We start from the raw sequence: 15874 nt of genomic DNA, 5'->3' as shown, positions 1-15874 counted from the left end.
TTTAAGACTTGGTCAATCTCTTTTTATACTTGCTCAAGCGACTAATCAAAACATAAAATAATGGTGTAAACACCAAGCCAAAAAAGGTGACTCCTAACATACCGCTAAATACAGCGACACCCAGTGCCCGTCGCATTTCAGCTCCGGCTCCTGTTGCGATAATCAAAGGAAAAACACCGAGAATAAATGCAAATGATGTCATCAGAATTGGGCGCAGACGAAGTTTCGCCGCCTGGATGGCAGCTTTCCAGAGATTATAACCCCGGTTTTCAAGTTGTCTGGCAAACTCCACAATCAGAATGGCATTTTTCGATGCAAGTCCAATCAGTACCAGAAAACCAATCTGGGTCATAATATTATTTTCCATACCCAAAATTTTAACTCCCAGCATGGAGGAAAAGAGACACATTGGTACAATTAATATGACAGCTAAAGGTAAAGACCAGCTTTCATATTGAGCGGCAAGGACAAGGAAAATGAAAATAACACCCAGAGTAAAGGCGATTGCCGCAGTATTACCTACCATTTTCTGTTGATAGGCTATTTCTGTCCACTCATAACCAATACCGTCTGGAAGATTGTTCTGAGCCAGTTTTTCCATTGTGGCCAATGCTTCATCAGAACTGTATCCGGGGGAAACGTCACCTTGCAAATCAATAGCAGGATACAGATTGAAACGAGGCATACGCGAAGGAGCAACGGTATTTTCTATTTGTGCAACTGAGCCTATAGGCACCATGTCTCCGTTGTTGCTTTTGACTTTGATTCGTAAAATATCGTCTTCAGTATGGCGATATTCTGAATCAGCTTGCGCAATAACCCGAAAAGTACGTCCCAGATAGTTGAATTCGTTAATAAAAACAGAACCCAGGTAAACCTCCAGTGCTTCAACAACATTCGCATAAGGCACGTTAAGCCGCTCCACCTTTTCTCTGTCCAGTTTCAAGTGAAGTCTTGGCGTTGAATTTTCAAAAAAAGTGAATACTGATGTGGTGGCTTTTTCCTGATTGGCCGCATTGACCATTGTTGCTGCTGCTTCCATTAATACATCAAGGCCTCGGCCGCCTCTGTCTTGAAGCATCATTTTAAAACCACCTGCATTTCCAATACCGCGGACTGGTGGAGGAGGAATAACCACGATGAGGGCTTCTTTAATTGTACTTAACTCCTGTCTTAAACGCTTAAGAATGTCATTATAATTTATCCCCATGCGTTGTCTCTCTTCAAATGACAATAGAGGAGTAAAAATTGCTCCGGCATTAGAGGAGTTAGTAAATGTGGCACCAGAAAAGCCTGTAAAACTAACGGTATGAGCAATACCAGGAATGGCCAATATTTTGTTGACTGCTTTGTTGATGACTGCATCAGTACGGCTCAAAGAAGCACCTGCTGGCAATTGAACTGCAACAATAAAATAGCCCTGGTCTTGTCTTGGGATAAAGCCGCGCGGCACGTAAACAAATAGAAGTAATGTGATGGAAATAAAAATACCATAAACAATAATCATTAACGCCGTTTTACGTGTGATGTTGGCAACCAATTTCCCATATTGCCGGGAAAATCCTTCCATTAGTCGGTTAAATCCATGCAAAAATCCATATACTGGCTTTTTCCACCAGGCTAACTCTTCTTGTTGTAATGTTTCGTGATGAGCACGCAGCAATAACACCGCCATGGTTGGAGTCAGGGTTAACGAGACAAAAACAGAAATTGCAGTCGCGACTGCAAGCGTTGTACCGAATTGTTGATAAAATCGCCCGGAAATTCCTTCCAGAAAAACGGTAGGTAAAAATACGGCAATTAATACCAGACCCATCGCGACCAATGCTGATCCTACTTCTGTCATGGTTTTTCTGGCTGCGTCACGGGGATTCATGCCTGCCTGGATATTACGTTCCATATTTTCAACAACGACAATGGCATCATCAACCACAATACCAATGGCAAGAACCAAACCAAATAAAGTTAAGTAATTCAATGAAAATCCAATAGCCTGCATCACGGCAAAAGTTCCTATCAATGATACAGGAATAGCTACTATAGGAATGACAGAGGCTCTCCAGGTCTGTAGAAAAATTAAAATAACGAGTACAACGAGAGCAATCGCTTCATAAATAGTATGGAATACAGCATCAATTGATTGTTGAACAAATAAAGTGGGGTTATAGGCAATGTCATAGGTAATCCCGGGGGGGAAATCTTTGGCAATCGATTTCATAGTCTTAATGATTTCTTGCGCTGTGGCTAATGCATTAGTTCCCGGGCGTTGATAAATAGGTAATGCTACAGCAGGGTATTTGTCTAAATAACCTTTCGTCAGATAATTTTGTGTACCTAACTCGACACGACCGATGTCTTTCAGGCGAACGATACGTCCATTTTCGCCTGATTTGACAATAATACTCTCAAACTCTTCTTTTTTAACCAGGCGCCCTTTGGTTTCAATATGGTACTCGAAGCCGTATTGGTTTTTCTGGGGTTGCAAATTAAGCTTACCACTGGCGACTTGCACGTTTTGGGCACGAACAGCTGCTAAAACATCATTTGCTGTTAAGTTGAAAGTATTCATTAAATCGGGATTGAGCCAAATGCGCATGGCATATTCACTGGCTCCAAATACGAGTACATTGCCCACACCTTCAATTCGTCTGATTTTATCTCGTATATGCAAAATAGCGTAATTGCCAATATAGGTTTGATCATATTGGCCATTAGGGGAGTAAAGATTCACTACCAACATCAAATCAGGCGAGTTTTTATTAGTAGTGATCCCTAAGCGACGGACTTCCTCTGGTAATTTGGGTTCCACAACAGCCACTCTATTTTGTACCAGTACCTGTGCCTGATCCAGATCTGTTCCAAGCTTAAAGGTAATAGTCAGACGCATTTGGCCGTCATCAGTGGATTGGGAATCCATATATAACATGTTTTCCACCCCGTTAACTTCCTGTTCAATCGGTGTTGCAACAGTTTCAGCTACTGTTTTTGCATTGGCTCCAGGATAAGAGGCGTATACCTGAATCGTAGGCGGAACCACTTGCGGGTATTGTTCTACTGGCAAGTTGAAATAGGACAATACCCCCACCATAACGATGATAATGGAGATTACTGTTGCAAATACTGGCCTATCAATAAAGAAAAGAGCTATTTTCATCCAGAAAATCCTTTTCGTATCGGCTACACTATAAAACCTTATATGCTTTATGCGGTATTAAAACTCTATCAAATGAACATAATTCCAACACACAACTGGGTTAATTTTCCGTCAGCTCAATCATCACAGCCTTAACTTCCTGGTTTGAGCCATGAATACGTTGAATTCCATGAATGACAACCTTTTCATTCCCTTTCAATCCACTTCGAATAATGTAAAACCCACTTTCGCGCAGTGGCCCTAATTCAACATATACTCGCTTCACTTTATTTTCATTATCAACCACATACACAAATTTGCGAGCTTGATCCGTATTGATTGCTTTATCGGGGAGTAAAATTGCTTCATATTCCCCACTTCCAACTAATTTTACACGCGCAAACAGGCCAGGATAAATGACGTTATCAGGATTAGGTACGAGTGCTCTGGCAAGAATGGTTCCTGTGCCTGAGTCGATCACATTATCCAAAAAATCTACTACCCCTTGATGAAGATAATCCTTTTCATCAGGTAATTTAATTAAGACAGGCGTGGGTTTTTTCTCAGAACTAAGTCTTTTTCCTGCGCGTTCAAGACGTATGTATTTGAGCAAATCATTTTGACTGGTTTCAAAATAGAAATAAATGGGATCAACAGAAACTACTTTAGTCAAGACCGTGTCGTTCATGCGGATTAAATTACCCACACTGACAAAATCGCGACTTATTTTACCACTGATGGGGGCTTTGATTTCAGTAAATTCCAGATTCAATTTTGCTTCCTGCACTCTGGTTTCAGCAACTTGTACGTCTTGAAATCGTTGATCTATCACCTCAGCGGAAATAAATTTCTCTTTTTGAAGTTTTATGGCACGTTCATATTGCGCTTTGGCTAATGCGTATTGAGCTTCTGCTCTTGCCAGAGCATATTTGAAGGGGCGTTGATCGATAACGAATAAAACATCCCCTTTATTTACCGTTTGACCATCCTTGAACTTGATCGCCTCAAGATAACCAGTGACCCGAGCGCGAACATCGACTTCCTCTACTGCTTGAAATCGTCCAGTGTATTCATCCCATTCTACAATTTTCTTTTTTAATGGAAGCGCGACATCAACTTCCGCCAAAATTTGCCCTGCTGGCTTATTGGATTCTGAACTACAGGAAATCAGAACAGGAATAAGAATGATTGCCAGTAATTGAAGGAACAATGCCAACATTTTGCTCATTGTTATCTATCCCTGATATTCAATATAGTAGTAAGTTATGATCCATTGGATAAGCTTAGTTTAGCTTATAAAGACGGATTATGCGTAATGCGTGAAGATGATATTTTGTATTCGGAGATCATCTGGCTCAAGCAAAATAACAGAACGTTTTTGTTTTAATGACACGTATTGCTGATCTTTATTTTTTTATTCAAAGTGACTATTATCCATCCTTTTGTTCGTAAGGATATGTTCAATGTTCGGTTTTATTTCAGATTTATTAACAACAGCGGTCAGTTCTTTAGATGAATTATTACAAGATACTCCGGCACATCAAATCATATTAGGCACAGCCGCTCTTTATTTTCTTTATAATCAATATCATGACCCATGGATTTCCAGATGGTATCGTAGCCGTAATAACGCCAGTATGAAACAGCGCATTATTGATAGTGCTTATTCTTTGGCAAAAAATTTACCTGGTGTGAATCAGATAATTGAAAAAGAGCTCAATAAAGAACTCTCTTCAACGAGAGAAAAATTGAGAATTCAGCGTTCAGGTATGACTCTCAGAGATGAAATACCGGAGAAAGGGCTTTCTCCCGAAGATATTTTGAGTGCATTCGATGTGGATGTAAAAAAATGTCATTTTGATTTCTTATCCATAACTAATGACGGTCCTGAGAAAGAATTTCTTGTAGGAAGAGGGGATGGTAAAGATTCAGGTGCCTTATACGCTATTCATCCCAAGGAACTTACTGAACTTCTTAAAGAAGTTTATGGCGCAACCGCTCTAACTAATCCTTTGCACGATAAATGGCCTCGAATTAATGCAATGCAAGCGGAGGTGATTCGTTGGTGTCAAAATCTGTTTCATGGTTCAAAAGAAGGTTACGGATTATTAACTCATGGGGGAACGACCAGCATTATTGAGGCGATGGCTGCTTATGTTATTCGTGCAAGGGCAAAAGGCATTGACTATCCTGAAATTGTCGTGCCTGAAACCGCACATGCTGCATTTAAAAAAGCAGCTGAATTAACGGGAGCAATATTAATTACCGTGCCTGTCGATAAAAAAACAGGTGCGGTGAATCCCAATGTCATGAGTTCCTATATTTCTCGAAACACTGCTGTAATCGTTGGGTCGGCCCCATCGTTTATGAATGGAATTCATGATCCTGTCTCCGAGCTAGGTAAATTGGCAAAGAAAAAAAATGTTCCTTTTCATGTGGATGCTTGTTTGGGTGGATTTTTAACGGCTTTTTTAGACACCTCATCAGATCCTATGGATTTTCGAGTACCTGGAGTGACTTCCATTTCAGCCGATTTGCATAAATATGGGTGTTGTCCCAAAGGCACCTCCGTTTGTCTTTTTAGTGAGGACTCGCCTGCTTTGTCGGTTTATGCCGCATTAAACTGGTCTGGTGGATTGTATGCTACGCCAGGAATTCTGGATGGTTCAACCAGTGGAGCTCGTGTCGCGGAAGTCTACGCCACTTTATCTTACTATGGGAAAAATAAATATCAGGAAATCGCCAAAAGCATTATCACATTACGCAATGCTATTCAAAAAGAATTGACGGCATTACTGGAGGAAGGCAATGGATTAACCAGCCAGGATATTTATGTTTATGGTAATCCTCAATGGTCCATCCTGGGTTTTAGAAGTAACACTTGCAATGCTCATTTCATTGCTGATGAATTGGAGAAGCGGGGTTGGAAGCTTAATTTGCTACAAAATCCGGATGGTTTTCACTTATGCCTAACGCATGTGCACACTTTGGTAGAGGGTTTCGAAAAGCAATTTATTAAAGATTTAAGAGATGCAGTGATTGATGTTAAAAATTATCCTCCTGGAAAGAAACCAAGCGGTAATGTCAAAGTGTATGGTGCTGTCGGTATGATGCCGATTGAGCTTCAACGTGAAATTTGTAAACAATATCAAAAAGCCCGTCTTGATTACACCTCTGCCAGTCAAGGGAATTTGAGGATATTTACAAATGCGCCTGCAGAAGAAGATGAAGGCCTTAGAAATAGAAAAGCAGGGGAATATAAAGTGTAAATCTCATTCTGAACTATTTTTACTGTAAAAATTACACGCGTTCCTGTAAAGAATTTTTTCTGTCAGCTCCTCATCAAATAGATCCTGGATTATTTGAATGTCACTATCCAGAAAAGGGCGGGGGGCACGCGTGGAGGGTAAATCAGTACCAAATAACAAGGCGTCTGGATTAATTTGGGCGATGGTGCGTAGTGCTTTTTTAACATCAAAATCGACTCTCCCAAAACCTGAAGCTTTTATTTTGATGCCATGTTCCACCAGCTGGAGTAACTCAGAAAAACCTGAATGCGATAATCCTAAATGATCAATACTGACAGCCGGTAATTCCGATAAAAGATTAGTCAAATCACCAATCTCCTTTGAGTCAACATAAATCTCTACATGCCACTTGACCATTTCATAAATACGATGAGCAAAATATTTTAACTGATGGATATTATCTGAGCCGCCACGCTTGATATTGAAGCGGACAGCACGGATACCTTTTTGATTTAATTGAATAATTTCTTTATCACTTACAGTTGCAGGTAATTGAGTAACCCCTACAAAATTTGGGCCTAAAATAGATAAAGCCGTTAATAGATAGGTTTGGTCAAAGGCTTGGAATGAACCTGAAACAACGGCTCCTCCGCAAATATTCAGGGGCTTTGTCCGTTGGAGATAATCTTCGATAGTAAACTCAGGAGGGAGATAAGACTGATTAGCGATTAGAGGAAAACGATAATCAATAATATGAAAATGAGCATCAAATAGTTTCAGCATTTTTGAGTTAACTTATTTTGAGATTAAAATCATACTACCATATAAAGATTTTATTCTGGTATGGATGATTGGTTCATTAAAAACCAAGTAAAAAATATAAAAATGTTCTCTTATAAGGTTTCTGATTGCAGGGACTTGATATCCTGACTTTTGGGTTAGTTGACAGATAGAATACTTGTTGCTATTAAATTGTATGTTTAAGTTGTTTTTTATTGTGGGCCGTTAGCTCAGTTGGTAGAGCAGGAGACTCTTAATCTCAGGGTCATAGGTTCGAATCCTATACGGCCCAATCTATTTTTAATCGCCCAATCCCCACAAATTAAAATATGTTTTATTAATTCGTGTTATTGCTAATGAGTTCGATTATAGTAATGTCATTCTTTCTCATATGACGTAAACAATGCACCAGGAGTTATTAAAGTATTTAGAAATGTATCACCCGCAAATTGCGCCATTTATGCATCTTCAGATTAATGAGTGGGGCAAAAACAAACCACTGGAAGGGGTGAAAATATTGCATCATGTGCCGTTGGTTCCCAATACACTACTAAAAATTGCAGCTCTTGTTGCTGCAAAAGCTGAAGTGACCGTAACCAATCCAGCTTCTTTCTGTAAGGCACACCCTGATGCGATTACTTGTCTTCATAATTCTGGAATTGCTTATGTTGAAAATCTTGACCTTTTAAGAGATGAAACGTTCGATGTTTATCTGGATTGTGGCGGGCAGCTTTATCAGAATCTCGGAAGACCTTTGAAGGGAGCTATAGAGTTAACGGGCTCAGGGGATCAGTATTATCGTAGTCTCAAAGAGCTTGATTTTCCAGTTATAAGCATTGATCACACAATGACGAAACAATTGGAGACAGTATTTGGCTGTGCTGAAAGTTCTCACCAAGCGATTCAAAAACTCACAGGTGTCGATCCCACAAACAAGAATTGGCTAATCTTTGGATTTGGTAAAATAGGGCGAGGACTTGCTTATTTTTGTGTAGAACATCAAGTACCGGTTACCGTAGTAGATAGTTCATCCCATCAATGTGATTTGGCTTCCAGGCTTGGTATAGAGGCTATTGTACCCGAGGATCACGATAAGCTTGAAAAAGCAGTGGCTAACGCAGATATTATTTTAACTGCAACGGGCGGTAAAAATATCATGAGCAAATATCCCAGAACCTGGTTTGATGGTAAAATCTTGGGGAATTTAGGGCTTCATGATGAGTTTGGTCCCAATTTCAACGCTCAGGATGTATTATACGATAAAAAACCTATTAATTTTTGCTTATATGATCCTACTTCAATGATTTTTATAGATCCTGAGTTTTATTTGCACAATTTGGGATGTTTATTGCTTTTACAGGGAAATTTTTCTCGGGGCATGCATGATATTCCAGAAGATATCGATTCCTCTATTATTAGAGATTGGTGCCAATATCATAAACACTCCGAAAAAAATATTCGACGTTGGTTTCTGACTTCCTGGGATTTTTCTCTTGAAACAAACTAATGTAATCAGTTTGAATAAGACGGTTTATAGGCACTTTAATTTAGTCTTTTTAATTGAAAATTACTTTTTCAGGACTTCTGAATATCAATAAGATGTGGGGAGTTATTTAGAAGTCCTGCTTTTCAGAGTATTCCTTGTGTTTGATTTTCTTCATCAAAAAATTTCACAAAGAAGGTTTTGGAAAGCTTGGGATTGGCTTGATTGATGCGTGTAAATTCAGCCGTATATCCACATTTTTTGTAAAATTCCGGTGCTTGAAAGGCGCTGGTACATAAATTGATATTATTAAATCCTTGCCCTTTAAAATGACTCTCAAGAGTTTGCAGTAATTTTCTGCCATATCCTTTACCACGATAAGCATTATCTACCCAGATGTCATCGATGTATATTTCCGCAAAAGCAGTAAAGGCATTAATAACGCCACAAGGCACCCCTTCTTCAGATAGTACTATCGAAAAACGCTTGTAGTTCACATCAATGCCATGAGTTCTTTCATAGGCTATCAGATCTTCTGTCATCTTTTTTTCCAGAGATTCGGGGATATTATCCACGAAATCTATTGTAATAGGTTTTTTAGGAATGGAATGGCAAGATTTGTTCTGCTGATGTGTATTAAAACTTAAAATAAAGCGTTGGGATTGGTGGATATCATAATTCACTGTCTTTATCTGTTCTTTGTACTGTTCAGGAGTATAGGTCATTACCGCCTGACGCCAAAACGATAAAGCCGGTATGTTTTCCGGAATAACCGATATTTCCCATTCACCTGGATGAGTGCGCCATAATTGATGGGCTACTGATTGGCCAATGCCTTTCCCTTGGAATTTAGCCAGGATGAAAAACTCTCCCATACTCCAATCAACAGCTTGGATTCCGAATTTATTTAATAAAGCAAAACCGGCCAGTTCATTGTCGATTTGAATAAGGAAAGCTTTTCGTTCAGGGTCGGTAAAATAAATTTTGAAATCATAACTTTCATAAAGTCCATTGGGTGGGCATGCCCATTCTTCCGAAATATAACCGCAATAACGTGACATATCATAAACATAAAATCGCGCCATATTTTGAATAACTGGATAGTCATCAAGTGTAGCCTCAATTAACTTGGGCTGTAATAAATTATCAGTGCTCATAAATATTTATACTGGAGTGATTTTCTTAACTATTTGGATAAGGTATCAAAGAGTGCTTTGTTTTTATAGAGCAATCTGACAAAAAAATGAAATCTATAGCTTCTGCAAGAGATCTGTTGATGTTTCAAGTCAGGGAACTCCAAATAATTCATATTAAACGAAGTTCCCAGATGGCATAGTTTCATCAAGCTAAAAAATCAAAGAATAAGTTCCAGAAGCGCCATTACGAAAATAATAAGGCTTTAATTCAATTTTTGCGCTTTCTCCAGATGGCAGCCAGCATACATAGGTATAATTGGCTTGTAATACTATGTCGTTTAGAGGGCATCTTATAACGACTGTATCAGAACTTTTATCAGTAGTGTACACAAAGCTCACTGGATTTTTGGAGATATTTTTATACAAGGTTATTGCTCCAGGTGCTGGCAAACTCCAGGGGTAAGTTGAAGAAGTGATTAAAGCATATGATTTGTGAAGAATACCGCTTGCAGCAGCACTGGAAAGCATGAAACAAGAAAGTACTAAAAAACATATTTTTTTCATTCTTTTTCTCACTTTGGCGTTAATAATGAATACTAAATTGACCAGTTACCCCATTCACATAAGGGTAGTCTGCAATGATTGCCAATCCTGGATAAGGAATATCACAGATAATTCCAGTACCTGCAGAAACCGGTTGAGATATTTCTCCGCAGAGAATATAAACATTATCACTTTGCACATTTGCTGTTCCAGCAACAATTTTATCAACCCACAAATCCAAACGAAGAGTTCTTCCCGAAACGTTTTGAATCGTATGGTATTGTCTATTTCCCTTTAGAGCCCAGCTTACCCTATTGAATGTTGAAATATTTTCTTTAGTGAGAGAAAAATTTTGGGAAAAAGTAAACGTTGAAAACAGAAATAAAAAACTGAAGAGGCATTTCTTCACTATAAGCTCCCTTTAAAAGTATTTTACTGACAGAATGTAGAAAATAGCTTGAAATTTTTCTAAAAGATACCGTGCTTTTTACGGGTTTATTTTTTAAAAAATAGGAGTTAAAAGGAGTTGAACAGATAATATTAAACCTATATTTTGACAGGTTGTCGGAGTTAATTAAAAGATATCCATGAATGCATTTATTCATTCGCAAGAATTATTTCATTTCGATGCAGTTCGATTACTTACCAGTATCCCGCAATCGATTTTAGTTAAGAATGAGTCTCTCCATTTTGTCGCAGCAAATGATAAGGCGGCTCAGTTAACCGGATTTAAACATCCAAATGAAATGATTGGCTTAAACGATGCGCGACTAAATTGCGCTGCAGCAGCTCTTCATGAAGAAATTAGTCAGCAAGATAATTCTGTATTGAAGGGTGAGAATCAGTATTTTTTAGACATTGGATATTATGCGGGTAAGGGCAGTTTAACCATTTTACTTACGTCTAAAATAAAAATTTTTGATGAAAAAAATCGTTCGTTTGTTTTGGTGTCAACCACTGAAATCCCTATGATAGCCATCAATAACATGCTATTTAGTTTGATTAATTCCATTAAAAATAATAAAAGGCAAGCGCAAAGTTACCAAATCAGAAATGACATGCATCCTGTTAAATTAACAAATAAGCAGTCAGAATGTTTGTTTTATCTCTTAAGGGGGAAAAGTGTGAAAGAGATCGCCTTTATTTTGGAGCGCTCACCACGAACGATAGAAGATCACGTTAATTTGCTTAAATACAAGTTTAATTGTGTGACCAAGTCACAGCTTATTGATAAAGCGTTTCAACTTGGTTTTGGGCTGATTATTCCTCCATCGCTATTGGCTTTTTAACGAGGATGTCTCCATTGCCCCTCGGCAATACCCCTATAGATTACATAAGTCGATAGAATTAAAAAGATATGATAGACATCATTATCATAGCGATATTCTACAGGAATTTCATGGCCAGCAATGTAATTTTGAATATGCCTTGTGACTATCCATATCATGTTTGATATAACGACCATGACAAAGCCAATCCTGACTTTTGCTTGTGAATAATAAGCCGCAATCAAATACACAAGGATAACAGGAAGGGCAATGTAAGTGTAATTTCCATTGTGGGTCAGGAACAGATAAGTAAAAATGATGGATAGAAATACTACGATAACTCTGTACATATCAGACATTTGCATTGATTGGACAAGCAGATAATTAAGCATGATAACCAGCAAACTGATAGCAATCCAGGCCGGAGGCAAATGCATATGGGAAGGGTAGTAATGGACATAGACCCCCAAGATCTTGAGAACAAGCAGGTTTAAGAAAAAAAATACAATCAACAGTGAAAAAGTATGATCTTTTTTTAAGTAGTGAATGCAGGCCCCAATGAAGTACAATAATAGGAAAAATGCATGGGCAGCATTAGAGATAGCGTTTGTTATCGTTGCGTCCCATACCATTCTGTATCTCCTTTTTTAAAAAATACAGCCATCAGGGTTCGATGTCCCGATGTTTGTTCATTTGCTAATAGTAATTGTAGCTTGTAGCAGGTTGGGATGGGTGATATCACTCACTTAAAAGCCATACTACAAGCTATGATTGGTCATTACTCCAATTGCTTAGGTTCGCTTTAGACAAAAAATACGAAGACGATGCTCATCGGGATCAACACCAACAAACGTGTATCCAAAATCCATTTGTGTGGGAGGTTGAATAATAGAAATTTCTTTATCAGACCATTGCCTGTGTATCTCATCGACCATTTCATTACTGTTAACCTGAAAAGACAGCTCCATACCTCCTCCTGTTTGGTGAGCTTGGGGCTCAATCTCCTCTTTAGCCCATAATCCAAGACGAAGCCCTGTTTTCAAGACAAACATAGCAAATGTTGGTGAAGATTCGATAGGTTGAGTGTCTAACAGATTCTTGTAAAATTCTTCACTTTTTGTCGGGTTTTTCACGTAAAATAAAACCATATTCGGATCACTTAACATGTTATTTTCCTTATTTTTTATTAATCATTGCCAGTATAAACAGGGCTCATGACAGATTTTGTCAGTAGTGTTTTAAGTGCCTAATATTGACCTTCTTGATAATAAAAAACACATGAAACAGGATTTTGGTGTTATTATGAAAACAAAATTTAGCCTATCCTGGCTCAAAAATTTTGATGAGTGTATTTTATGAACAGCCGTATTGAAACTTTCCAGCAAATGGAGTGGCATTTTTTTTCACTGATTAGTATGGAGCTTTTATCATTGGAAGGATTGAAAGCTTGTAACAGTGGAATGCCAATTCCTGCTCTAAATCCCGTGTTTTATTCAGGTAAATCGACTCTGCTTGGGGCAGAGATTAATCGATGCAAACGCTTTTATGAGTCTCATTCAACCCCTTGGGCATTGGTGATTCCTGACTATTTATTGGATGCAGAAGCAGATAAGGTACTCGCTCAATCAGGATTCTTACCTATTGATCAAGGCGTTGCCATGTATTTGTCAATTGGTGATCTTGAAATTTCTGAGCTTGTGTCTGACTTGTTGATAAGGCGCATGGATAATGAGATGGATGCCTGGATTTTACCCACTATCCCTGCATTTGAATCAACGGAAGAGATTGCAAAGATTTACAGGGTGAGACATCAAGAGGCTATTGAGAAATCCCCTGGGATTTCTCATTTTTCCGGGTTTATTCAAGAGCAAATTGTCTGCTCATTAACTCTGACTGTTATGGGGGACAGTGCGCGAATTGATGACGTAGCCACTTTTCCCAAATATCAGAAAAAAGGGTATGCAACACAATTAATTTTATCTGTACTTCAGACTCTCAGAGATACCAATATTTCCTGGTGCTTTTTAGAGGCATCTGCTTATGGTTTGAATATTTATAAAAAGATTGGTTTTCGTGAACTGTTTAAAAATCTTTATTATGAAGAGCAATGCCAATATGAGCAAAACTGAGAGACTCTTTCATCTGTTGCAAATTTTGCGGCGTTACCGTTATCCTCTTAGCGGACAATTTCTTGCCAATGAGCTGGGTGTAAGTACCCGTACTATCTATCGGGACATTGCGGTTTTACAGGCTCAAGGTGCTGATATAGAGGGTGAACCAGGCTTGGGTTATGTGTTAAAGCCAGGTTTTATGTTACCGCCTTTGATGTTTAATGAAGAGGAAATTGAGGCTCTTGTTTTAGGCTCCAGATGGGTGGCTAAAAAAACGGATACTCACTTGCAACAGGCCGCGCATAATGCCTTGGCTAAAATCGCTTCTGTGCTGCCTGCCGATTTGCGGCAGCAATTGGAGCTATCCAGTTTATTAATAGGGCCTGGTGAAGTGATTTCAGGAGAAGATGAATCCTTGGCCTTAGTCAGGAAGGCAATACGAAAAGAACTGAAATTGTTTATTCAATACCATGACTTAAAAGGAAATGTTTCAACACGTACGATTTGGCCAATTGGACTTGGGTATTTTGATCAAGTAAGAGTTTTGATTGCCTGGTGTGAATTAAAAAAGGATTTTCGTCATTTTAGAGCCGATAGAATTGTAGATGTTCAAAACCTGGGGGTCTGTTATGCAAAGCGACGCTCGGTGTTACTTCATGATTGGCGAAAGCAAAATAATATCCCAGGCTGATGACAACACGATGTTATTGAGGTGTTAACTTGAACAGGTAAAATTTAATGCCGGGAATCAAGTTTTACTTTCTTCCCGGATTAAGATTGCTTCTTATGCGAAAGACGTGTTGAACTCCCACTTATTCCTGAGTGAGAGAACCTCGTATTTCAAACGGTTTTATATCAAATTCTGAATGGCAATGGCTGCGACACCAACAGCAATCGCTCCCAACGTTTCTCGATTTGGCAAGTGCTCTTTAAAGAAACCATAATAATGATTTAAATTTGAAGAGAAATCACTGCCATTGGTTTCGTGTTTGATTTCTGATAGCACTTTTGTAACGGAAGGTTCTTTTTGTTCAACAGCAGTGTCCTTTTGTAGTTTTTCTTGCAGCTTTTGTTCTAACCTTTGTTCAAGTTTGTATTCTAACTGTTTCAATTGATATTCGTTAATTTGCTTTTGATTCTTATCGCATTCAATGTGAGTTTCTTCCAGTTGTTTTTTTAATTCAGCTCGATAGGCATCCGCGGTGTCGAAGGGGTGAAATTCTTGCTTCAGCTCATGTTCAGCATTAATGACTTGCTCATAGCTGGTTTTTAAATTTTTGATAAATGAATCATTAGAGAACCAGGACATGATCCAGTCGAAAAATTTTGTAAAAAACCATTTGTTATTCCATTCATTGTTTAATTTATGGTGGTTTTGCGAAAGGAGATGATAGTCTGCCAGTTTCTTTGCAAGAGCATCTATTTTGACAATCAATTGATTTCTTTTATTTCTTGAATCTTCAAAGGATTTTTCAAGCTTGGCTAGCTCATCGGACAGGTTGGATTCTTTTGATTCGTTAAGTTGTTTTAGCCCGATTGGTTCACTTTTTGCAGTTTTATCGGTATGAAAATTCTTGAACAATCTTGTTGTATACTCTTTTGCTGACTCGTCATTTTTCTTTATGAATTCAGATTCATTAAAGGCAATATTTTGACTTTGACAATATTGTCTAATTTCTCCCAACATCGCTTCGGCTTGAGCACGGGTCGAAATTTTCTTTTCATTAACACCATGGATTACCTTTGATCTAAACCAATTGATAGAACCTTGGTATTCGACATTTTCATAGTTCTTAAGGTGCTGATAGTAAACGATTGCAAAAATCAGGGTTTCAGCGTTAGTTATTTTGGGTAAACAAAATTCATATTTTTTTTCAGGGGTAACAAATGGGACTCGATATCCGAACAATTTGGCTTTTTCGTGCAATCGATCTCCAACCTGTTGGATTTGAGTAATCCCGAGTTGTTCTATTGTCAAGCCAATCTCTATCATAAGGTCCGCGACGGCTATTTGATTGGAGAATTCTTTGTTGCTTACAGATGAACGAAGTTGATCAATGCAATCTTTAAATTGTTGCCAATAAGTTGTTATTGAAATCATATCAATCATTATTTAAGAAAAAAGAGTCATAAATTTACACCGGTCTTCTAAAAAAAGCTATTATTTAGTCG

General features: G+C 38.3%; 14 protein-coding genes and 1 tRNA gene. 6 read left to right on the top strand and 9 right to left on the bottom strand.

The window, feature by feature from the left end:
- Position 1: 1 nt before the first annotated feature.
- The gene (locus EL201_RS10915; protein WP_027222283.1) at positions 2–3154 is read right to left on the bottom strand and encodes an efflux RND transporter permease subunit; all 3153 of its coding nucleotides are present in this window, start codon (positions 3152–3154) and stop codon (positions 2–4) included.
- Positions 3155–3254: 100 nt separating this feature from the next.
- Positions 3255–4361, bottom strand: a complete 1107-nt coding sequence (locus tag EL201_RS10910) for an efflux RND transporter periplasmic adaptor subunit (protein ID WP_027222282.1) — start codon at positions 4359–4361, stop codon at positions 3255–3257.
- 214 nt (positions 4362–4575) lie between these two features.
- Here EL201_RS10910 and legS2 point away from each other — a divergent pair, with 214 nt between their 5' ends.
- Positions 4576–6402: a Dot/Icm T4SS effector sphingosine 1-phosphate lyase LegS2 gene (gene legS2, locus EL201_RS10905; protein ID WP_080273065.1), complete on the top strand. Its 1827-nt coding sequence runs from the start codon at positions 4576–4578 to the stop codon at positions 6400–6402.
- Between the two features lie 3 nt (positions 6403–6405).
- On the opposite strand, the gene EL201_RS10900 is transcribed toward legS2, so the two are convergent.
- A complete protein-coding gene (locus EL201_RS10900) occupies positions 6406–7164 on the bottom strand; it encodes an amidohydrolase family protein (protein ID WP_027222280.1) in 759 nt (252 codons plus the stop codon).
- 216 nt (positions 7165–7380) lie between these two features.
- Here EL201_RS10900 and EL201_RS10895 point away from each other — a divergent pair.
- Positions 7381–7453, top strand: a tRNA-Lys gene (locus tag EL201_RS10895).
- Positions 7454–7564: 111 nt separating this feature from the next.
- Positions 7565–8668 (top strand): NAD-binding protein, encoded by a 1104-nt coding sequence (locus EL201_RS10890; RefSeq protein ID WP_027222279.1) that lies wholly within the window; start codon positions 7565–7567, stop codon positions 8666–8668.
- Positions 8669–8790: 122 nt separating this feature from the next.
- Here EL201_RS10890 and EL201_RS10885 read toward each other — a convergent pair whose 3' ends face one another.
- The 3 genes from EL201_RS10885 to EL201_RS10875 form a co-directional block, all read right to left on the bottom strand.
- Positions 8791–9801 carry a GNAT family N-acetyltransferase gene (locus EL201_RS10885; RefSeq protein WP_027222278.1) on the bottom strand — a complete coding sequence of 337 codons (1011 nt, stop codon included), beginning with the start codon at positions 9799–9801 and terminating at the stop codon, positions 8791–8793.
- 189 nt (positions 9802–9990) lie between these two features.
- Complete coding sequence (locus EL201_RS10880; protein WP_027222277.1) at positions 9991–10344, bottom strand: hypothetical protein; 354 nt, start codon at positions 10342–10344, stop codon at positions 9991–9993.
- Positions 10345–10363: 19 nt separating this feature from the next.
- Positions 10364–10732, bottom strand: coding sequence for a hypothetical protein (locus EL201_RS10875; RefSeq protein ID WP_027222276.1), 369 nt, complete (start codon positions 10730–10732; stop codon positions 10364–10366).
- A 178-nt stretch (positions 10733–10910) separates the two neighbouring features.
- On the opposite strand from EL201_RS10875, the gene EL201_RS10870 reads away from it, so the two are divergent.
- The gene (locus EL201_RS10870) at positions 10911–11612 is read left to right on the top strand and encodes a PAS and helix-turn-helix domain-containing protein (protein ID WP_027222275.1); all 702 of its coding nucleotides are present in this window, start codon (positions 10911–10913) and stop codon (positions 11610–11612) included.
- Here the strand turns inward: EL201_RS10870 and EL201_RS10865 are convergent.
- A complete protein-coding gene (locus EL201_RS10865; protein WP_027222274.1) occupies positions 11609–12223 on the bottom strand; it encodes a hypothetical protein in 615 nt (204 codons plus the stop codon). The two genes, EL201_RS10870 and EL201_RS10865, sit on opposite strands and share 4 nt — an antisense overlap.
- A 159-nt stretch (positions 12224–12382) precedes the next feature.
- On the bottom strand, positions 12383–12757 hold the full coding sequence (locus EL201_RS10860; protein WP_027222273.1) for a VOC family protein: 375 nt from the start codon (positions 12755–12757) through the stop codon (positions 12383–12385).
- Positions 12758–12946: 189 nt separating this feature from the next.
- Here EL201_RS10860 and EL201_RS10855 point away from each other — a divergent pair, with 189 nt between their 5' ends.
- Positions 12947–13720: a GNAT family N-acetyltransferase gene (locus tag EL201_RS10855; RefSeq protein ID WP_027222272.1), complete on the top strand. Its 774-nt coding sequence runs from the start codon at positions 12947–12949 to the stop codon at positions 13718–13720.
- A complete protein-coding gene (locus EL201_RS10850) occupies positions 13707–14393 on the top strand; it encodes a helix-turn-helix transcriptional regulator (protein WP_027222271.1) in 687 nt (228 codons plus the stop codon). The genes EL201_RS10855 and EL201_RS10850 overlap by 14 nt, the downstream gene beginning before the upstream one ends.
- 159 nt (positions 14394–14552) lie before the next feature.
- Here the strand turns inward: EL201_RS10850 and lem19 are convergent, their stop codons facing one another.
- Positions 14553–15812, bottom strand: a complete 1260-nt coding sequence (gene lem19 / locus EL201_RS10845; protein ID WP_027222270.1) for a Dot/Icm T4SS effector Lem19 — start codon at positions 15810–15812, stop codon at positions 14553–14555.
- Positions 15813–15874: the final 62 nt, after the last annotated feature.

The organism is Legionella pneumophila subsp. pascullei, assembly GCF_900637585.1.
Taxonomy (GTDB): domain Bacteria; phylum Pseudomonadota; class Gammaproteobacteria; order Legionellales; family Legionellaceae; genus Legionella; species Legionella pascullei.
This window is presented reverse-complemented; position numbering and strand designations above follow the sequence as displayed.